Source organism: Evansella vedderi (assembly GCF_030813435.1).
GTDB lineage: Bacteria > Bacillota > Bacilli > Bacillales > Salisediminibacteriaceae > Evansella > Evansella vedderi.
Genome location: NZ_JAUSUG010000006.1, coordinates 175,277 through 196,190, shown reverse-complemented (window position 1 = coordinate 196,190; position 20,914 = coordinate 175,277). Strand labels below are relative to the sequence as shown.

Annotated in this window: 20 protein-coding genes; 2 read left to right on the top strand and 18 right to left on the bottom strand. The window is 39.9% G+C overall.

The genetic code is table 11. From position 1 onward, the window contains the following. Nucleotides 1–181 precede the first annotated feature (181 nt). Complete coding sequence (locus tag J2S74_RS09660; protein ID WP_307324748.1) at nucleotides 182–922, top strand: hypothetical protein; 741 nt, start codon at nucleotides 182–184, stop codon at nucleotides 920–922. 68 nt (nucleotides 923–990) lie between these two features. Here J2S74_RS09660 and J2S74_RS09655 read toward each other — a convergent pair whose 3' ends face one another. The 12 genes from J2S74_RS09655 to rpoN form a co-directional block, all read right to left on the bottom strand. After that, nucleotides 991–1,224: a hypothetical protein gene (locus tag J2S74_RS09655; protein ID WP_307324745.1), complete on the bottom strand. Its 234-nt coding sequence runs from the start codon at nucleotides 1,222–1,224 to the stop codon at nucleotides 991–993. 91 nt (nucleotides 1,225–1,315) lie between these two features. Then, the gene (locus tag J2S74_RS09650) at nucleotides 1,316–1,924 is read right to left on the bottom strand and encodes a hypothetical protein (protein WP_307324742.1); all 609 of its coding nucleotides are present in this window, start codon (nucleotides 1,922–1,924) and stop codon (nucleotides 1,316–1,318) included. Continuing rightward, entirely contained in the window at nucleotides 1,925–2,140 is a 216-nt protein-coding gene (locus tag J2S74_RS09645; RefSeq protein ID WP_307324741.1) for a hypothetical protein, read from the bottom strand. A 113-nt stretch (nucleotides 2,141–2,253) separates the two neighbouring features. Beyond that, nucleotides 2,254–3,156 carry a tyrosine-type recombinase/integrase gene (locus J2S74_RS09640; RefSeq protein WP_307324739.1) on the bottom strand — a complete coding sequence of 301 codons (903 nt, stop codon included), beginning with the start codon at nucleotides 3,154–3,156 and terminating at the stop codon, nucleotides 2,254–2,256. A gap of 143 nt (nucleotides 3,157–3,299) precedes the next feature. Then, nucleotides 3,300–4,583, bottom strand: a complete 1,284-nt coding sequence (gene eno / locus J2S74_RS09635) for a phosphopyruvate hydratase (RefSeq protein ID WP_307324737.1) — start codon at nucleotides 4,581–4,583, stop codon at nucleotides 3,300–3,302. Nucleotides 4,584–4,947: 364 nt separating this feature from the next. Beyond that, nucleotides 4,948–6,486: a 2,3-bisphosphoglycerate-independent phosphoglycerate mutase gene (gene gpmI / locus J2S74_RS09630; protein ID WP_307324735.1), complete on the bottom strand. Its 1,539-nt coding sequence runs from the start codon at nucleotides 6,484–6,486 to the stop codon at nucleotides 4,948–4,950. Next, a complete protein-coding gene (gene tpiA / locus J2S74_RS09625) occupies nucleotides 6,479–7,237 on the bottom strand; it encodes a triose-phosphate isomerase (protein WP_307324733.1) in 759 nt (252 codons plus the stop codon). The genes gpmI and tpiA overlap by 8 nt, the downstream gene beginning before the upstream one ends. Before the next feature lie 24 nt (nucleotides 7,238–7,261). Continuing rightward, complete coding sequence (locus tag J2S74_RS09620; protein ID WP_307324731.1) at nucleotides 7,262–8,446, bottom strand: phosphoglycerate kinase; 1,185 nt, start codon at nucleotides 8,444–8,446, stop codon at nucleotides 7,262–7,264. 709 nt (nucleotides 8,447–9,155) lie between these two features. Continuing rightward, nucleotides 9,156–10,163 carry a type I glyceraldehyde-3-phosphate dehydrogenase gene (gene gap / locus J2S74_RS09615; RefSeq protein WP_307324729.1) on the bottom strand — a complete coding sequence of 336 codons (1,008 nt, stop codon included), beginning with the start codon at nucleotides 10,161–10,163 and terminating at the stop codon, nucleotides 9,156–9,158. Nucleotides 10,164–10,334: 171 nt separating this feature from the next. Continuing rightward, nucleotides 10,335–11,360, bottom strand: a complete 1,026-nt coding sequence (locus J2S74_RS09610; protein WP_307324885.1) for a sugar-binding transcriptional regulator — start codon at nucleotides 11,358–11,360, stop codon at nucleotides 10,335–10,337. A 172-nt stretch (nucleotides 11,361–11,532) separates the two neighbouring features. Next, nucleotides 11,533–11,781, bottom strand: a complete 249-nt coding sequence (locus J2S74_RS09605; protein WP_307324727.1) for a glutaredoxin family protein — start codon at nucleotides 11,779–11,781, stop codon at nucleotides 11,533–11,535. A gap of 93 nt (nucleotides 11,782–11,874) precedes the next feature. Further along, entirely contained in the window at nucleotides 11,875–13,227 is a 1,353-nt protein-coding gene (gene rpoN, locus J2S74_RS09600; protein WP_307324725.1) for an RNA polymerase factor sigma-54, read from the bottom strand. Nucleotides 13,228–13,633: 406 nt separating this feature from the next. On the opposite strand from rpoN, the gene clpP reads away from it, so the two are divergent. Continuing rightward, nucleotides 13,634–14,221: an ATP-dependent Clp endopeptidase proteolytic subunit ClpP gene (gene clpP, locus J2S74_RS09595; RefSeq protein ID WP_307324723.1), complete on the top strand. Its 588-nt coding sequence runs from the start codon at nucleotides 13,634–13,636 to the stop codon at nucleotides 14,219–14,221. A 542-nt stretch (nucleotides 14,222–14,763) separates the two neighbouring features. Here the strand turns inward: clpP and J2S74_RS09590 are convergent. From J2S74_RS09590 to trxB, 6 genes are all read right to left on the bottom strand, one after another. After that, complete coding sequence (locus J2S74_RS09590) at nucleotides 14,764–15,021, bottom strand: HPr family phosphocarrier protein (RefSeq protein WP_307324722.1); 258 nt, start codon at nucleotides 15,019–15,021, stop codon at nucleotides 14,764–14,766. 82 nt (nucleotides 15,022–15,103) lie between these two features. Next, nucleotides 15,104–16,045: a DNA-binding protein WhiA gene (gene whiA, locus J2S74_RS09585; RefSeq protein ID WP_307324883.1), complete on the bottom strand. Its 942-nt coding sequence runs from the start codon at nucleotides 16,043–16,045 to the stop codon at nucleotides 15,104–15,106. 200 nt (nucleotides 16,046–16,245) lie between these two features. Next, complete coding sequence (mgfK, locus tag J2S74_RS09580; RefSeq protein ID WP_307324719.1) at nucleotides 16,246–17,190, bottom strand: gluconeogenesis morphogenetic factor MgfK; 945 nt, start codon at nucleotides 17,188–17,190, stop codon at nucleotides 16,246–16,248. Next, nucleotides 17,187–18,086 (bottom strand): RNase adapter RapZ, encoded by a 900-nt coding sequence (rapZ, locus tag J2S74_RS09575; protein WP_307324717.1) that lies wholly within the window; start codon nucleotides 18,084–18,086, stop codon nucleotides 17,187–17,189. The genes mgfK and rapZ overlap by 4 nt, the downstream gene beginning before the upstream one ends. Before the next feature lie 263 nt (nucleotides 18,087–18,349). Then, nucleotides 18,350–18,853 (bottom strand): NUDIX hydrolase, encoded by a 504-nt coding sequence (locus J2S74_RS09570; protein ID WP_307324880.1) that lies wholly within the window; start codon nucleotides 18,851–18,853, stop codon nucleotides 18,350–18,352. Nucleotides 18,854–19,417: 564 nt separating this feature from the next. Beyond that, the gene (trxB, locus tag J2S74_RS09565; protein ID WP_307324716.1) at nucleotides 19,418–20,380 is read right to left on the bottom strand and encodes a thioredoxin-disulfide reductase; all 963 of its coding nucleotides are present in this window, start codon (nucleotides 20,378–20,380) and stop codon (nucleotides 19,418–19,420) included. Nucleotides 20,381–20,914 lie beyond the last annotated feature (534 nt).

Here is a 20,914-nt window from a genome sequence, read left to right as displayed (position 1 = left end):
AGAAATTTATTTACAAATCGCCAAACTAAGAAAGCCACTATATTAATTTCTCCCCTGCTTCTAGTAAAATGCATATTTTACGACAGTCTAAAAACCATCAAGCTAACTTTTGGATATTTATGTTAAAATATTGAGTATATGTTGGGTGCAAGTATGCTTCCAGTCTAGGAGGGAAATAGATTTGAATTTAGATTTAGAAATGAATTTGTTATTAAAATTTGTAGAGCCACAGTATTCTGCATCTACATTAAATGGGGAATTATACTTTTCTAGAAATAAACATTTTATTGAATTAGAAGAAAAGCAACTTGAAAAAGGTATTGGAGATAAACGAGAAGGTAATTGGAGCAAAGCATTTGGTGAAAAAAGCAAAATGGTAATTATCGTTGATGGCAAAGAAATCCCTATTCGTTTTAAAAATGCTGTATTACGTCAGACATATTCTAATATAAAAGAACTTCCAATTTGTTGCTTCGTTCTGCTTAATACTAAAAAAGACTTCTATGTTGATGAAGCAGAAAATAGCCTTGTTTTAAAACCTGAAATTGAAGAGAGTTTAACGGAACAGTTTGCTGGGAGAGATTTAATTTTCTTCAATGAACCTGAGGAATTTTTGAACATGGTTGATGAAGCTTGTAAAAAGGAAGGGCTAGGGCGTTTACGTGGCTTAGTTAATTACTATGATGATAAATCGGAGCCTCATCCAATGACTGAAGAAGAATTTGATAAAAATCCAGTTAAAGCACTTTTGTATAAGCGGAAGTTCTTTGAATTTCAAAAGGAATACAGAATTATTTTAAAAGCAGTCCATGAACATGACCGCAAATTAAACATTGGGGATATTAACGATGTTGCCATGAACTTAGGACGAGTAGAACAACGTAAGCTACCATTAAAACTCAGATATACAATTGAAGGATAAAGAAATATTAAAACCACAAGCTTATTGAAGCCTGTGGTTTCAGTTATTAGTTCGAAATAAATACGTCATTATAGCTCAATTACAATGAGCTCATCCGAGTATTCAGGTTGTTCTACTTCATATAGCTGATTACATACATCAAGAGCATTTATCAAGGAATAAATCATATCTGTTTTATTAATTGCTCCTATGACTTTATCGACAAAGTATAAGTTATCTGTTTGCCCCATTTGAACAGCACCCCATTCGTATTCCATCATGCTATTTTCAAACTTCAATCGGTTTTTTGTTGTATATAACAAATCTATATCAAATTTATATACAATGAATATATATCATTCTTAAACCTATATATCTGTTATATAGAAACGTTTGTTCGTTGAATATTAATATTCATTTTGTCATCCAACTTGGAAGTGGCTTTCTTCCATTCTTTAAGTCAAATTTATGAGCCATATTTTTTAATGAAATATAAGCATAGCCATTTATTTTATCTGCTGGAACATTTACATACCTTCCCTCAACTATCGTTTCATTAACAAACGCTTCAACCAGTGCATTCCACGATTTTTTATTCCATCTGTTGATAGCAAACTCATTATAATATTCGTTACAAGCGTTAATCATCAAATGTCTAAATTCTTCTGCTGTTAATTCCTTGTTAATTAACAATGTTTCTTTATTGATATTTTGTTTATTACTGTTTATTTTTTTATATTTATTTAATAGTTGTCGATTTTGAACTGTTGAAAATGAACTGTTGAAAATCAACAATTCAAAATCGTCAATTGAAGAAACTTCAGCTAAATTATTCTCGTCTTTCAATTGTTGATTTTCGCCAATGGAAAGTAAATGCGTCCAGCTTTCCGATATTTCGATTATTTTGTATCCACCCACATTTACCTCTTCAATCATATTTAAAACTTCGCTATCGTCAAAAGCCACGTCACTCACGTTGTAATAATATAAAGTTTTCTTTCCATCTCGATATTTAATCGTCACCTAGTACTTTTTTGCTTCCAATTCGGCAATTGCTGCTGTCACAGGTCCTCTGCCAAATTTGTCATATAAATTCATCTTTCTTATTACCCACGTATCTGGCAACGATATTAAATGAGATATCAATCCAATGGTACGAATATCTTCAAGCTTCTGTAATGCTCCGTTATGGATCTGTGCGTAATCGGTTGTTTTTCTCCGTTTAATGATACCATTCATGTTTTCATTCTCCTTTGGACTTCACACAAGCAACATGCTAAAATGAAGTCATAGTTTTTTAGGAAACGTGCTCTTCGGTCGCCAAACTGTCGGAGCACGTTTTCTTTTTTTTTTTATAAATTCATTAATGGACTTGATTGTTTAGCCATTTCTAAAATATTTTCCGTTTCAAGTCCTTGTAAATATCGTTTCGTGATTTGAATGTTCTCATGACCAGCTATTTTAGAACAGCTATACAAATCTAAACCGTTTCTTAAATTCGCTTGTATCGAGTAATGTCTCAGGGTATGAGGACTGCAACGAATATCTTCCCGAACTTTCGCAACTTTTCCAGCCTCTCTCACAATACATTCAATTTGTACTGAAGTTAACGGTCTGCCACTTCTTGATAAAATGTAATTTCCATGCTCTAGCTTCTTCTTGCTGAAATATTTCTCCTTTATCCGTTCATAACGTATCATGTACTTCCTCAACATCAAGCTAATAGGAGCATATCGCCATTTCGCACCTTTTCCCAATACTCTTATATTTGTTTCGTTAATCCACGCTGTTTCCAAATTGATTAATTCAGAAAGACGAATACCTGTATCTACAAACATGGCAATAATAACTTTGTTCCTAGCGTTTAAATACGATTTAAAATCATATACTTCAATCAGCCTTGCCACTTCTTCATCTGTAAAAGTTTTAATTACTGGCGTTTCTTCCTTAAGAAAATGTACTTTTTTCATGATGTTAAGCGCCACATACTCTTCATTAACCAGATACACATAAAAAGCTCTTAAAGTTTTAATTAACGAATTAATGTAAGTCGGCTTATTTCCTATGCTTGTCTGATACTGAATGAATTTTTTTACATGGAGCGAAGATACTTCTTCAATATCATCAATATCAAAGTTATCTCTCAGGTAATAAATTAATTGTGAGCAATTGTAATTGTAAGTCTCAATGGTTCGCTTTGAATAATTTTTAATCTGCAAGTCAAACGTAAATTCTTTTAAAAGTCCTGAAATCATAAAAAACCCCCTATCCAATGTGATAACTCACATATAAATAGAGGGTTTCTGTATGGCAAAGTTTAAGTCGCTGTACGACTAACTTCAACCACTGCCAAATGTGTGCTGTACGACACAGTACAAGCAGTTTTTATGCTTAAAAATTACTTCTTAAGGTTATAGAATGCGTTTTTACCTGCATATTGGCCGATGTATTGAAGCTCGTCCTCAATGCGTAGTAATTGGTTGTACTTCGCAACACGGTCTGTACGTGATGGAGCACCAGTTTTGATTTGACCAGCGTTTGTTGCAACAGCAATATCCGCAATTGTTGCATCTTCTGTTTCACCAGAACGGTGAGAGATTACTGCAGTGTAACCTGCACGCTTCGCCATTTCAATCGCATCGAAAGTTTCCGTAAGTGTACCGATTTGGTTAACTTTGATTAAGATAGAGTTTCCGATTCCTTGCTCAATACCTTGAGAAAGCTTCTTCGTGTTTGTTACGAATAGGTCGTCCCCAACTAGTTGTACACGTCCGCCAAGACGCTCTGTTAATAGCTTGAATCCTTCCCAGTCGTTTTCATCTAAACCGTCTTCAATGGATACGATTGGATACTTGTTGCAAAGCTCTTCATAGAATGCAACCATTTCTTCAGAAGTTTTTACAACACCTTCACCTTTAAGGTTGTATTTACCATCTTGGTAAATTTCAGAAGCGGCAACGTCCATAGCAAGTAGAATATCTTCACCAGGCTTGTAGCCAGCTTTTTCGATAGCCTCAATGATGGTAGCTAGAGCTTCTTCGTTAGAGCCAAGGTTTGGTGCGAATCCACCTTCGTCACCTACAGCTGTGTTGTAGCCTTTAGACTTTAATACGCTCTTTAAGTTATGGAAAATTTCTGCTCCCATACGAAGTGCATCATTGAAGTTTTCCGCACCAACAGGCATGATCATGAATTCTTGAATATCTACGTTGTTGTCTGCGTGCTCTCCACCGTTGATGATGTTCATCATTGGCGTTGGAAGTGTCTTCGCGTTGAATCCACCTAAGTAAACATAAAGTGGTAATCCTAAAGAGTCAGCAGCAGCGTGTGCAACAGCCATGGAAACACCAAGGATAGCGTTAGCACCTAGCTTGCTTTTGTTCTCTGTACCATCAAGGTCGATCATTAATTGGTCGATTCCGATTTGGTCTAAAGCATCGAATCCTGCGATTTCAGGTGCGATGATTTCATTTACGTTTTCAACAGCTTTAGAAACGCCTTTACCCATCCAAGCGTCTCCACCGTCACGAAGTTCAACTGCTTCATATTCACCAGTTGAAGCACCACTTGGTACTAATGCACGGCCGAAACCGCCGTCTTCTAAGTATACTTCTACTTCTACTGTTGGATTCCCTCGGGAATCTAGTACTTGGCGAGCATAAACATCAGCAATAATTGTCATTTGAAAAACACTCCTTTTTATAACTTTTATTATGGCTGTTTCCTATAAATTGTTTTTAGTAGAATTTATGTTGGCTTGGATACGCTACAAAGAGCTTTGCTTCTTCGAAAATACATCAATTTGTCTCGACGGATACACTACAGGGCATTGCTAGTAGAGGAAGAGACAGGCGGACGCTTTCCGCGGGCAACGCTTCAGCCACCTCGGGCAACCCACCCTCGGGGGTCTTCAGCTGCTCCTGCGATTACTCGTCGCACGGAAGAGCGTTGTTGCTTTTCCCGCTGGAGTCGCCGCCTTCCGCTTCTCCAAGCTTTTCAAACAAAGTTTACGAAAACGACCTTTATTTTTTTTAAAAATTTACTATTTATTTTTTCAACAGGGTTTTACCTGTCATTTCTGCGGGTTGTTCTACACCGCATAGCTCTAGCATGGTTGGTGCTAAGTCACCGAGGATGCCGTCTTCCCGTAAGGTGACATCCTTATCTGTAACAATAACCGGAACAGGGTTGGTGGTGTGTGCTGTCATTGGGCTGCCATCTTCATTTGCGATCATGTCCGCATTACCGTGGTCTGCCGTAATGATTACCTTTCCACCCTTTTCAACAATCAGATCTACAATTTTTCCAAGACATTCGTCCACAACTTCCACTGCTTTTACCGTTGGCTCAAGCATACCAGAATGTCCTACCATGTCTGGGTTTGCTAAGTTTAGAACGATGACATCATGCTTGTCTGCATTGATCTCAACCAATAAGGCATCGGTCACTTCATAGGCGCTCATTTCCGGCTTCAAGTCGTAAGTGGCAACCTTAGGTGAATCGATCAGTACTCGTTCTTCTCCTGGAAATTTCTCTTCACGACCTCCGCTAAAAAAGAAGGTAACGTGTGGGTATTTCTCCGTTTCCGCAATTCGTAGCTGCTTTAAGCCAGCCTTAGAAACAACCTCACCCATTGTGTTGTCAAGGTTCGTAGGTTCAAAGGCTACAAACCCCTCTACCGTTTCACTAAAATGCGTTAAGCATACATAGTGAAGGTTTTGCGGGTGACCGTCTCCACGCTCAAAGCCAACAAAGCTCTTGTTTGTAAAAACTTGAGACATTTGGATAGCACGGTCAGGGCGGAAATTAAAGAAGATGATGGCATCTTCATCTTTAATTGTCCCCTTTGGAGTTTCCCCATCTTCCTTTGTAATAACCGAAGGAAGGACAAATTCATCATGAATGTCATTCTTATAGGAATCCTCAAGGGCTTCCACCGCACTGCGATATTTTAAGCCTTCACCATATACCATGGAACGATAGGATTTTTCTACCCGGTCCCAACGCTTATCGCGATCCATAGCGTAGTAACGTCCTTGGATAGTGGCGATTTCACCAATACCAAGCTCTTGAAGCTTCTCTTCTGTCATTCGGATATACGTTTCCGCAGAAGTTGGACCTACATCCCGTCCATCTAAGAAGCCATGAACGAAAACTTTCTCTACACCTTCAGACTTTGCTAGCTGTAAAAGAGCAAACATATGCTCAATATGACTATGTATACCACCGTCAGAAAGAAGTCCATAGAGATGAAGAGCTGTTCCCTTTTCTTTCACATGCTTCATCGCTTGAAGAAATGTTTCATTTTTAAAGAATTCCCCTTCTCGTATAGCCATATTCACACGAGTAAGACTTTGATAAACAATCCGTCCTGCTCCGATATTCATATGTCCTACTTCTGAATTCCCCATTTGTCCCTCTGGTAAACCTACTGCTTCACCGCTGGCCGTTAAGGTTGCGTGTGGGTACTCATTCCAATAGCGGTCAAAATTTGGTTTTTTCGCATGGGCAATAGCATTCCCCTGGGTTTCACCACGGAGGGCAAAACCATCAAGAATGATTAAGGCATTTGGTTTCTTACTCATTTCCTGCCTCCACAAGTTGTAAAAAAGAATCCGCTTCTAAGCTAGCTCCACCCACAAGGGCACCGTCAATATCAGACTGAGCTAGAAGTTCTTTAATATTGCCTGGTTTAACAGAACCACCGTACTGGATACGAATAGCTTCTGCAGCAGCTGGTGATACCGTTTGTGCAACCACTTGACGGATAACACCGCAAGTTTCGTTAGCATCTTCAGAGGAAGCGGTTTTACCAGTTCCGATTGCCCAAATTGGCTCATAAGCAATAACGGATGCTTTTACTTGATCCTCAGAAAGACCTTCTAATGCAGCCTTTACTTGTGTAGTAACAACATCTGAAGTCTTTCCTGCTTCACGCTCTTGTAACGTTTCACCCACACAGATAATAGGAGTTAAACCATGGCGGAATGCTGCATGTACCTTTTGGTTCACACCTTGATCCGTTTCTCCAAACATTTCACGACGTTCAGAGTGACCAATGACAACGTAGCTTACACCAATGTCCTTAAGAGCAACAGGGCTAGTTTCCCCTGTGAAAGCACCTGATTCTTCAAAGTGCATATTTTGGGCACCAATAGCTAACTGAGTTCCCTCTGTTGCACTTACTAGAGCATCTAAAAATAAGTCTGGTGCGCATACAACAGATTCTACTTTTTCTGCTGAAGGGACCGCATTTTTCACTTCTTCAACGAAGGCTAATGCTTCCCCTTTTGTTTTATTCATTTTCCAGTTTCCTGCAATAATAGGTTTACGCATAATATTGTACCTCCTTTGATCACTTTATTTATCGTTTAAAGCTACAACTCCAGGCAATTCTTTCCCTTCCATAAATTCTAGGGATGCGCCTCCACCTGTTGAAATGTGATCCATATTTTCTGCAAAACCGAATTTTTCAACAGCTGCAGCTGAGTCACCACCACCGATAACAGTATAGGCACTTTGTGCGTCAGCTAAGGCCTTTGCAACAGAGATTGTTCCGTTAGCAAATGGTTCTAATTCAAATACACCCATTGGTCCGTTCCAAATAACTAACTTAGAATTTAAAATAACATCACGGTAGGTGTCAATTGTTTTTGGACCAATATCTAATGCTTCCCAGTCAGATGGAATGCTGTCAATATCCACTACTTGAGTAGTAGCATCTACACTGAAATCATCTGCCACGATAACGTCTTGAGGCATATAGAATTTAACACCTTTATCCTTTGCCTTTTGCATGAACTGATTAGCTAGATCAATCTTGTCTTCTTCCAATAGCGATTTTCCAACTTCATGACCTAATGCTTTAACGAAAGTGTAAGCTAATCCGCCGCCAATGATTAAGTTATCTACTTTATCTAATAGATTATCAATTACTCCGATTTTATCCTTAACCTTTGCTCCACCAATGATAGCTGTGAATGGACGTTCTGGATTTGATAGTGCTTTCCCTAAAACCTCTAATTCCTTTTCCATTAAGAAACCGGCAACTGCAGGGAGGTGGTGAGCAATCCCTTCTGTGGAAGCATGAGCACGGTGTGCAGCACCGAATGCATCGTTTACATAAACGTCTGCTAGTTCAGCAAGTGCTTTTGCTAGTTCTGGATCGTTCTTCTCTTCTCCTGCTTCAAAACGTACGTTTTCAAGTAATAGGACGTCACCTTCCCCAAGTTCGCTGATCGCTTTCTTTGGAGCATCTCCATATACTTCATCCGTTTTCACTACATTTTTACCAAGAAGTTCACTTAGACGTGAAGCTACAGTATTTAAACGAAGCTCTTCTACAACTTCCCCTTTAGGACGTCCTAAATGGCTGGCTAAGATTACTTTTGCTCCTTGTTCAGCTAAATGTTGAATCGTTGGTAATGCAGCACGGATACGAGTGTCATCCGTAACTTCCCCGTCCTTCATTGGTACGTTAAAGTCCACACGGCAAAAAACTCGTTGACCTTTTACATTAATATCACGAACAGATTTCTTATTCACGTGAAGCTCCTCCTTTACACTAAGACCATTCTTAGTTTGGACAAATTGTTTAAAATTAACAGGAAATAGCTTTTGGGTATAGGTAGTCAAAAAGATAAGGACCTTTTTGACTACCCTGGAATTACGAATCTAGTTTTCATTCACTACGGTCCGCTCCCTTTCCGTGGGTGTTCTGACGAGCCTCCTCGGGCTACGCCCTGTGGGGTCTCGTCTAGACCACACTCCCACAGGAGTCTCACGGACCTTCGCTCATTCCAAGCAGAATAAATTTTTCATACTCCATGGTGCAAAATTACTATTGCATGGAAGTCTACCCTGAAAATACAAAATCCATGTTACTGTTTGCACTCTTGAAGGAGTGGAAGGCGTCCGCCTGTAACGGATTCAAGATTCCAGATTAATGCATTTTCATACTTAGCGGTCTACTCACGATTAAAGAGGAGAACAGGACACTGCGCTGTCTCCTCTTTTTATTTGAGAAGTTTATTTATAGTCTATTTTGTAAAACATTGTTGTTTTTGAAGAAATAACGTTGCTTGGATACGCTTTAGGCGGACGCTTTCCGCGGGCAACGCTTCAACCTCCTCGGGAAGACCACCCTTCAGAGATTTCAGCCGCTGCTTTTCCCGCTGGAGTCGCCGCCTTCCGCTTCTCCAAGCTTTTCAAAAAGCAAACAAAGTTTACAGAAACAGCTATTTATAAAGGTTGATTACAGACCTTTTTTTGCGATGTAGTCAACTAGGTCTACTACACGGTGAGAGTAACCAGACTCGTTGTCATACCAAGAGATTACTTTTACCATGTTGCCTTCCATTACCATTGTGGAAAGGGCATCGATTGTGGAAGATGCTGGGTTACCGTTGTAGTCACCAGATACAAGTGGCTCTTCGCTGTATGCTAGTACTCCTTTTAATGGACCTTCAGCAGCTTCTTTAAGTGCGTTGTTTACTTCATCAGCTGTTACTTCTTTGTCCAACTCAGCAACAAGGTCAACTAAAGATACGTTTGGAGTTGGTACACGCATTGCGCCACCGTTTAATTTTCCTTTTAGTTCAGGAAGTACTAGTGCTACTGCTTTTGCTGCCCCAGTAGATGTTGGGATAATGTTTTCTGCAGCTGCACGAGCACGACGGTAGTCTTTATGTGGTAAGTCAAGAATTTGTTGGTCGTTTGTATAAGAGTGAACAGTTGTCATCATACCACGACGAACACCAAACTTGTCATTTAATACTTTTGCAAATGGAGCTAAACAGTTAGTAGTACAAGATGCGTTAGAAATTACGTGGTGGCTAGCAGCATCGTACTTGTCTTCGTTAACACCCATAACAATGGTGATATCTTCTTCAGATGCAGGAGCAGAAATGATAACTTTTTTCGCACCAGCTTCTAAGTGTTTTGCAGCGTCTGCACGAGCTGTGAAACGACCAGTAGATTCTACTACAACTTCAATTCCAAGGTCTCCCCATGGAAGTTGTGCAGGGTCGCGCTCAGCGATTACTTTAATTTCTTTTCCGTTAACAACTAGGTTTTCACCGTTAACTTCTACAGTTGCGTCAAGCTTACCATGAACGGTATCGTACTTTAATAAATGAGCAAGCATGTTAGCATCTGTTAAGTCGTTAACAGCTACTACATCCACCTCAGGGTTATTTAACGCTGCACGGAATACATTACGTCCGATACGTCCAAATCCATTAATTCCTACTTTTGTTGCCATAATTATAATTCCTCCTTTTTTTTGTAAAACAAAGAAATCTATTTCAAAGGGGAAACAGAGCTAACTATGTACCCCTTGAATGACTTATCTAATCATTACAAACCTACTCTATTAAATTTCTCCTTACATGCCCCATTATAAACAGGTAAAAACCTAATTTTTCCGATAAAATTATGTCTTTTTTAATATTGCCTTTGCAGCACCCTCATCGGTTACCAGTACTTGGTTTGTTCCGTACTTCATGTAAGCCTTAATAGCATTAGCTTTGGATGCTCCTCCCGCAACGGCGATGATATGGGGAATACCCTTTAAATCCTCTAATTGCAGGCCAATCGTCAACACCTTATGGATAATATCCCCTGATTGGTCAAAATAATAACCGAAGGCCTCCGCTGTTGCATTAGCATTTTCAAGCTTTTCTAACACCTCTTGAGAGGAATTCCTTCTTTCCGCCATCGTTTGAGCTTCACCGATACCGTGAATAACCACATTGGCAGAACGGATAAGCTCCAAAATTTGCTTTACAGATGGTTCATTGATGAGTGATTCATAAGCATCCTTACTTAGTTGATCCGGTACATGGAGTAACCGGTAAGACCCCATCGCTTTTCTGGCCATTGTGGCACAGATTGTGTTCGCTTGATTCTCCACCTGTTCCCCTAAACCTCCGCGAGCTGGTACAAATAACGCTTCCTTTAAATCTACATCTGGGATCATCATTTCTGCCACTGCAGCAATCGTTGTTCCTCCTGTTACTGCGATAGTATTTCCTTTCGCAAATAACTTTTTTTTCATGAGTGCGATACAGGTACGCCCCATTTCCTTTTTCACCCACGAAAACTCGTCACTGTTTCCGGGCACAATATGAACCTCAGCTAAATCAAGCTTTTGCTGCAGTTCAATTTCCATTTGTCTGATATCAAAAACTTCTTTCATAACATCTTCCAGCTGGGAAAGTAAAATCATTCCCTCTTCTGTTAACGTCATTCCAGAAGCAGCTACATGGACGAGCCCCTGTTCCTTTAAGAAAGTAACTTCACTGCGAAGTACCCTCTCGGACATTTCCAAACTGTTGGCTAATGTTCGCCTTCCAATAGGCTGCATTAAACGTATAAAGCGTAACACGCGATATCGCATACCAATGACGTCTAAAAGGTCAGGTACTAATTTTTTTTGTAAATCTAAAAGCATTCGCATGTTAATGCCCCTTTTTAAATTGCTTTCTCCTCCGGGACCAACAACGTCCCTACCAGACATATTATGTCCCACCCGGATGAAAAAAAAGATCATTTCTATGTACAACAATTTGGAAAACGAAGGTCTTTCCAAAATTAATTGTAGCAAGTAAATGATCCACAAGCAATAAAAATCATGTAAATTTTTTATTAATTTTTTCGTATATTGTCGAGTATGACAGTATTCCTTCATCTAAAACGCTTCCATTTTCATCTTCCACTACTGGAATGCGAATTTGATATAATTCGAGCCAATCATCCCGTTCGTAGATGTCTCGCTCTTCAATTTGAAACGGGTAGTCTTTTTGAAATTCCTTTAAGGTTGCCAGTCCTTTATCACAGAGAGGGCAGCCCGTTTTTGTATAAAAGTAAAGGGTGACCATTTCTTCTTTCCTTTCTTAAAGTGTTGCTGGAGTGGCGCCTTCCACTACTTCGAGTTATGGAAAAACGACAATCTATTCGAAAAAAGCCTACACTTAAAATCTTTTTCTTTGGGAAGAGGAAAGGATATGCATTTCGTCGCGGTATTTTGCTACGGTACGTCTTGAAACTTGTATTCCATACTGTTCCTTCAGGAGGTCCGATAGCTTTTGGTCTGATAGTGGCTTCCGCTTGTTTTCCTCATCTACTAGCTTCTTTAAATATATTTTAACACGCTCAGAGGAACTGGACTCCCCAGAGTCCTTCCCTACTGTTGAAGTGAAGAAATACTTTAGCTCAAACAAACCTCGAGGCGTTTGCATATATTTTTTCGTAGTAGCCCTTGAGACAGTAGATTCATGCACTTGAACGATATCAGCAATTTCCTTTAAGGTCAATGGTTGTAAATACTCTGGACCTTTCTCGAAAAATTGCAGTTGGTGCTCCACTATAGCATTGGTAACGCTTAATAATGTTTGCTGCCGTTGTTCGATGCTTTTCTTAATCCACTGAAACTGCTCATATTTCCGCCTCATGTACTGACTTACCTCCGCTTCCCCCTCTTCCATTAGGGCAGCGTATCTTCGGTTAATGGTCATTTGCGGCATATGCTCATCGTTTAAAAAAACGAGGTATTTCCCCTTCACCTTTTTTACGGTTACATCTGGCACCACGTATTTAGCTGGTTCATTGTGAAAGGCAGCTCCTGGCTTCGGATTTAATGTTTGAATAAAGTCAGCAATATACTGAACCTCATCCAAATCAATATTCTCTTCCTTTGCAATTTGCTTAAATTGTTTTTTTCCTAATAGATCTAAATGCTTTTCTACGATTGTTTCTGCGAGAGTATCTCTAATCTCCATCTGACGTAATTGAATTAATAGGCATTCCTTAAGGGACGAGGCACCTACACCGTATGGCTCCAAGGACTGGAGGATAGCTAATGCCTCTTCCATTTTTGCTGCCGGCTCTTGCAACTCTTCTGCCAATTCGGTTATGGGTTGCAGTAAATAACCGTTTTCATTAATGGACAAAGCTAAATACGTAACAATTTTCCTTAACGATTTATCTATGTGTAAAAAACGAATTTGATTTAGTAAATAATCCTGAAGTCCCTCATCCCCATCTGTCACATGGTCAATCGGGGAGTAGCCTTCATCATCGTCGTAGTGATGACGAACTCTATAATCATATTTTTGCAGGGAGATATCATCGTATTTTTTCCGTTCCATTTCCTCCCGGAGACGATTGTCCTTCAGCTCAATTAATGGATTTTCTAATTGCTGCTCATGTAAATAATCATTTAAGTCCAAGACAGAATATTGCAGCATAGCAATTGCTTGACGAAGTTCATTTGTCATAACCAGCTTCATTGACTGCTGTTGAAACAAACCAAAATCCATGTTCATAAGACTTCCCCCCTTAAGGCTATTATACATGATAACCATAACTTGTTGGTAATGGTGCTATTGGTAAATATATTCTATTTATCAGAAAGACTAGTGTACTAGGCTTTTGATGTAAGCGTTTTATTTTTTATTTTATAAAAAATTTGTACGTAAAAGAAGGAATTAATATGTTTTATATTGAATTTTTTGTTTGAGAAAGTTTAATTTAGGCTATGATGAAAGTGTTGTAGTTTTTTAAGAAAGCTTGCTTTTCTACATACTATTGAAATGCCTTAAGGGTTGATACAAGGGGGATCAAATTATTTGACCTTTATTGACCTATTAGTTTATGATTAATTTGTAAATAACTCACATGAAAATCTTTAGATAAACATATCTTTATGATGAGATAAAGGAGGAGTACTTAATGAATTTAGTCCCAACAGTAATAGAACAAACAAATCGCGGTGAGCGCGCCTACGACATTTATTCACGTTTATTGAAAGACCGTATCATTATGCTTGGTACTGCAATCGATGATAACGTTGCAAACTCAGTAGTAGCTCAATTGTTATTTTTAGCAGCAGATGATCCTGAAAAGGACATTTCCCTTTATATTAACAGCCCAGGTGGATCCATCACAGCGGGAATGGCGATCTACGACACAATGCAATTTATTAAGCCAAAGGTACAAACCATTTGTATCGGTATGGCAGCATCAATGGGAGCATTCCTACTAGCTGCAGGGGAGCCGGGCAAACGCTTCGCCTTACCAAACAGTGAAGTCATGATTCACCAACCACTAGGCGGTGCACAAGGTCAAGCATCTGATATTGAAATCCACGCACGAAGAATCATTGAAATGCGTGAAAAACTAAACAAAATTCTTTCTGAGCGTACGGGGCAGCCACTAGAGGTAATTGCTCGCGATACAGACCGCGACAACTTCATGAGTGCAGCTGAAGCGAAGAAATACGGGCTAATTGACGAAGTAATGGAAAAGCGCCCGGAATAAAATAGTGTTTTAAACCAAGTGGTTCACGGAACTGCTTGGTTTTTTGTTTATTTTATGGGGAGGGGGGCGGCTCATTTGTGCTCATTGAAACGCGAACTTTTGATTACCTTCCCCTTCCGCGTTTCATCCTCCCTCTAACATTTTTTTCAAAAAACAAAGCTCTGTTAAAGGTCATTGTTGAATTTTAAACAGGGTTGATTGTAGCGAAAGGCGCGAGACTCCTGCGGGAAAAGCAACTACTGAAGACCCCGCAGGGTGATTTTCCCGAGGAGGCTGAAGTGTTGCCCGCGGAACCAGGACGGTGACATTACGCCGTTGCCCACAGGACGTGGGCTGCTTTTAGGCGTAATTGGAGTGTCCTGAAGCGAAAATCAACATCAAAGTTTAACAGAGCCAAAAACAAAAAAAGAACTTTACTCATAATAAGTAAAGCCCTTCTTGAAAATGTTAGCTGTGCAAACTCCACCTAAAGTCCTTTAGTGGGAGTTTGCACAGCTAAATATAAGCTTAGCTACATTACTAGCCTCAAAGCTTCAATCGGATTAACTTTCTTGTTCAACAAAGGCCACTAAGGCTTCCATGGCTGCTTCTTCATCATTGCCATCTACAGTTAAGGTGATTTCCTTATTTGCGTTAATGGCTAGGCTCATAATACCCATAATGCTCTTGGCATTTACCTTTTTACCATCCTTCTCAATAAAAATATCAGAGTGAAATTTGTTTGCTTCCTGCACAAACAATGCCGCTGGGCGTGCTTGTAAACCTGTTTTTCTTTTTACTACAATTGTTTTTTCAATCATTAGTATCTTCCTCCTGTCCCTATTTTTTACAATCAAACGCTTCCATTAAAATGGTAATTTTTACTGTGCTGAGAAACGGAATTTAATTTTTTTCCCCTTCTCGAAGTTTTTGGGCGTACTCATCGATTTTTCTCAGGCGATGATTCACTCCGGATTTGCTAACGGCACCGCTTGGGAGCATTTCTCCCAGCTCCTTTAGGCTTACATCCTGGTGCTCTAAACGGAGTTCAGCAATCTCCCTCAGCTTGTCAGGGAGAATATCAAGGCCAACCTCTTGCTTTATAAACCGGATGTTATCCACCTGCCGGATGGCAGCACCTACTGTTTTGTTTAAGTTTGCTGTTTCACAATTCACTAGTCGATTCACGGAATTACGCATGTCCTTCATGATGCGAACATCTTCGAACTTTAGAAGTGCCTGGTGAGCCCCAACAATGTTTAAGAATTCACTGATTTTCTCCCCTTCCTTTAAGTAGAGGATAAATCCCTTCTTTCGTTCCAGCATTTTCGCATTAAGGCCGAAATGGTTCATTAATTCACAAAGTGAGCTATTATGTTCCTCATAGAAGGAGAAGATTTCCAAATGATAGGAGGATGTATCAGGATGATTTACCGACCCTCCTGCTAAGAAAGCTCCTCGTAAGTATGCCCGTTTACAGCAGTCATTATGGATAAGTTCAGGAGAAATCTCCCTAGTGAATACAAATGTCCCATCTACAATCTTTAAATTTTCCAGCATGGCGCGGGCATCCTTCGTAATTCGAACAACATAAACGTTATTTTTCTTCAGTCGCATTTTTTTACGGACAAGAAGCTCTACATGTACAGAATAAAGCTTCTTAATGAGCGTGTAAATCCGCCTGGCAATCGCTGCGTTTTCTGTTTGAATATCCAGTGTAATTTGCATATTCCGCAGGGAAATGGAGCCATTCATCCGAATGAGGGCTGCTAACTCCGCTTTCGTACAGCATTCCTCCACTTCCAGCTGCGTTAATTCTTTTTTTGTCATGGAAGCAAAAGACATCTGCCACACCTCCGTCATTTCATCCACTTTTAGACAGATGTTACCCCTTCAAAAAGCTTCAATATATGAATCTTTATTTTTAAGGCTGTTTTCTAAATGATTATTGTTTTTAGTAGAATTTAGTGTAGCTGGGAGACGCTACAGTCGGACGCTTTCCGCTTCTCCAAGCCTTTTAAACGAAAACAGCCTCTTCTAGAAGACTAAAGCATAGAAACAAGCCTTTGAGATAGTTTTATGGAATCATGCCTTAAATATTTATCATCGAAGAATAGAATTTCTTCACTTACCACTTCTAATCCCATATACTTTAGCCGGTGTGAATCCACAATAACTTCTCTGGCCCCTTCCTCTGCATATCTCTTTGCATAGGATAATGGAATTGGCTGGCTATTTACAAGAATAGCATTTAAAATTTTATCATCCACATGATTATAAATGGCTTGAATATGATCAGCAGCTGTGAAATTATCCGTTTCCCCCGGCTGTGTCATGACATTGCAAATATAAACCTTCCAAGCCTTGGACTGCTTAATCATTTGAGCAATTTGTGGAACAAGTAAATTAGGGATGACACTAGTATATAGGCTTCCCGGTCCTAATACAATTAAATCAGCTTGTTCAATGGCTGTTAATGATTCCTGTAATGGCTCTGGATTCGATGGCTCAAGGAATACCCTTTTAATTTGCTTTTTAGCCAAAGGAATTCTCGATTCCCCTTCCACAAATGATCCATCAGTCAATTCAGCATGGAGAATTATCTCTTCATTCGCTGCCGGTAAAACCTTTCCTTTTACGTTTAAAACTCGGCTGATTTCCTGAACACCCCTGGCAAAATCCCCCGTGATGGACGTCATACCTGCTAATAGTAAATTTCCTAGGGAATGACCCGATAAGCCATTACCGTTTTCAAAGCGATGCTGAAAAAGTTTTTCCACTAAAGGCTCTACTTCCGATAAGGCAACGAGGACGTTTCTCACATCTCCAGGAGGTGGAATTCGTAAATCTCTTCGCAACCTTCCTGAACTGCCCCCATCGTCTGCTACGGTAACGATGGCTGTAATTTCTACCGGAAAAGTCTTTAATCCCCGAAGTAAAACGGATAAACCGGTGCCTCCTCCAATAACTACAATATTCGCCTTCTTCAACCTTCTAGCTTTCCTTTCTCAATGTCACGATGGGTGACATACGTATAATAGCCCATATCCCCTAAATTCTCCTTGAAGTATTCTGCTAATGTAACAGAACGGTGCTTTCCACCGGTACAGCCAATGGCAACGACCAGCTGTCTCTTTCCTTCCCTTTTATAATGGGGTAGCATATAGGCCAATAAATCATAAAGCTTCTCGATAAATTGCTGCGTTTCCGACCATTTAAGGACATAATCAGAAACCTCTTTATCCAATCCCGTCTGAGGCCTCATGTGGTCAATATAGTGAGGATTTGGCAAAAATCTAACATCGAAAACTAAATCCGCATCGATAGGTATACCGTGTTTATAACCAAAGGATAATAAATGTACGTTAAATACCTGTTTGTCCGACAGGGAAAAACGCTGAATGATCCGTTCCCTCAACTGTACAGGCTTTAAATCACTCGTATCAATAATCATCTGCGCCTGGCCCTTTAGTTCATCAAGGAGAGCCCTTTCTGCTTGAATCCCTTCCAATGGAGAACCACCTGCAGCTAATGGATGGGATCGTCGTGTTTCCTTATATCTTCTGACAAGGACCGGATCACGTGCATCTAAAAATACAATTTGCGGTGTGAGCTTTGCTTCCCTTCCAATGGTATCAATAGACTCAAACAATTGGTCAAAAAATTCTCTTCCCCTTAAATCAATGACGAGGGCTACCTTTTGCAGGCGTCCCGCTGATCCGTCTACTAAATCTATAAACTTCGGAATCAATGCTGGCGGCAGGTTATCAATACAATAATACCCCATGTCCTCGAAGCTTTGGACTGCGACCGTTTTCCCCGCACCAGACATACCTGTTATTATCACAAGCTCTAAATCTTGCGTATTCTTTTGTACCGGCTCCATTTCCCCCATCCTTTCCTATTTTCCATTAGCTTAAGTAACGTAGCACTCGGTGTCGCTACAGGCGAATGCTTTCCACGGGCAATGCTTCAGCTACCTCGGGGTAAAAGCGCCCCCGAGGCTCCTGTCTCTTCCTCTGCTTGTAAGGCTCTGTTGCTACATTCGTCGAGACAACTCGAAGCTTACTCGTGAAGAAACGCTCGTAGCTATTGCTTTTCCCTCTAGACACCGCTTTTCGCTTCTTCAAAAATTCAATTAAAACGAACTTAGCTATGGTATTGTCTGTTAAATTCTTTTAATGATTTGCCGTCTACGTCTAAGCGGTAGGCGAGCAGCTTAAAGTTTTCTGTATATTTAAAGGTCCCGTACATTATTTCTGTATCACCATTGGACAGCACATGGTCAAAAATAAGATAATCTCCAGGTGCCATCGGTAAATCATTTATACTATCTAAAGGCTGCCAGGCAAGGGCTCCCTCCGGAGACTCCTTTAACGTCTGCCCATTAAACTTATCTCCTTGGAAGGTGAACATCATCCACTCATCCACAACATTTCCCTTTTCTTCGATGATGATGGTAAAGATCCCTCTAAGCTTTGGGTTCTCTAAGGTAATCCCTGTTTCTTCAAAATACTCTCGTGTTACGCTTTCCCGTATCGATTCCCCTTGCTCCATTTTACCACCTGGAGCTACCCACCAGCCGCGGCTTGGTTTCTTCAGCATGAGCACTTTATCATCATTCGTTAAAATACAATGAGTCACCCGTTGCATCTGCTTCACCTCAATTGCTATTTGCAAAAATTAAATTGGAACAGTATTAAATTTTATTATACTACATCTCATTTCTTACTAACAATCTCTAGACTGCTAGGGGGGTATTTGTTAATTCATTTTTTTCAAAAAAAAGACACGGACCGAAGCCCGTGTAAAAAAAATATATAAAAAAAGGGGGTCAATTACTACTTATATAATAACCAATTTATATTGCAGCATTGTTACAGAAGGGTTAAGTCATAATTACGTATTGTGAAATTTACGTACATTTTATTAAAAGTTCATAAAATAGTCATAATTGGACACCACACTTTTATAACAGAAGCAAAATTTTAGTAGTACAGATTATGAAATCGTTTTCCCCTATAGAATAATGGAGCACGATTTTTTCTAAAGGCGATGTTCGGTAACATTTATGCTCTAATTGTCTAATTGTTACCGAAATGGAGTCTCCCTGTTCTTTTCGGTAACATTCTGGAACGGATTCACACGAACCGAACCTTATTCAACAAAAAAGAAAAGCAAAGACTACTCGAAAAAGTGTCCTTGCTTTCAAGAAATTTACTTATTAGAGGCAGACTCCTCTTTTAGCTCTTCTAATAAATTTTCAACATAATGTTGGGCTGATTGTGCAGCAATACTGCCATCCCCAGTTGCTGTAACAATTTGACGTAATGTTTTTTCACGAATATCACCAGCGGCAAAGATTCCTGGAACCTTTGTTTCCATTTCCTCATTTGTTTCCACATAGCCGTCAGCATTCGTAATCCCAAGGTTAAGGAAAGGTTCATTGATCGGGAGCATTCCAATATAAATGAAGACACCATCCGTTTTAAAGTCACGCTCAGAATCATCTTCTTTATTTACAAGGGTTACACTGGAAACTTTATTGTCTGTTCCGTTAATTTCCTTCACTGTATGATTCCAAATCACATCGATTTTTTCGTTGGCAAATAGACGGTCTTGAAGAATTTTCTGTGCCCTAAACTGATCGCGGCGGTGAACAACCGTTACTTTACTTGCAAAACGGGTAAGATAAACGGCCTCTTCCACGGCAGAGTCTCCCCCACCAACAACGACCAGCTCTTTATTTTTGAAAAAGGCACCATCACAAACGGCACAATAGGATACGCCCCTTCCGCTTAATTCCTTTTCTCCCGGAACACCTAATGCTTTATATTTAGCACCTGTTGTAATAATCACTGAACGGGCCTTATATTCTCCGTTGCCAGTTACAACCCGCTTGTATTCCTTTCCATCAATAATTTCTTTTACATCACCGTAAGCATACTCCGCACCGAATTTTCTGGAATGCTCAAACATTTTATTCGAAAGATCCGGCCCAAGAATGCTATCGTAGCCTGGATAGTTTTCCACATCCTCTGTATTGGCCATTTGCCCCCCTGGAATTCCACGTTCAATCATAACAGTAGAAAGGTTTGCACGTGATGTATAAACAGCAGCAGTCATGCCCGCAGGCCCTGCACCAATAATCACTACATCATAAATTTTCTCTTCGCTCATTGTCCCACTCTCCTAGCGAACTATGTTGTTGTTTGTATTCTCCATTCTATCCTAAGGAAAAATGACTTAGAAGTCCAAAACCATGCTCAGGAATATTAAAAAAGTACTACACTTTCCGTTCAGGATATAAGAAAAGGGTCACTGCTTTGACGCTGCATTGCCCCTTTTTATAATCGAACACACGTAACATGTTCATTATTTACTTATTTAAAAAAATTCATTCTAGAGGTGGACTTAAACTCCCATGTCTTTACAGACACCACCATAAATTGAAAACTACGTTTGCTGTACTAAATTTGGAAGTTGATTTACGCTTCAGGCACTCCCTTTCCACGGGCAACGCTTCAGCCTCCTCGGGAAAAAACTGTGTCTCTTCCTCTACTAGCTTTGCTTCGGAACTGTGTCCGTCGAGATAACTCGAAACTTACTCAAGTGGCATCACGCGTGATGTCTCTCTGAAGTAACGCTCGTCCCCGCAGTGTCTTCAGCTGTTGTAATTTAAAAAGCCCACTACGAGTGGTTTCTCGTAGTGAG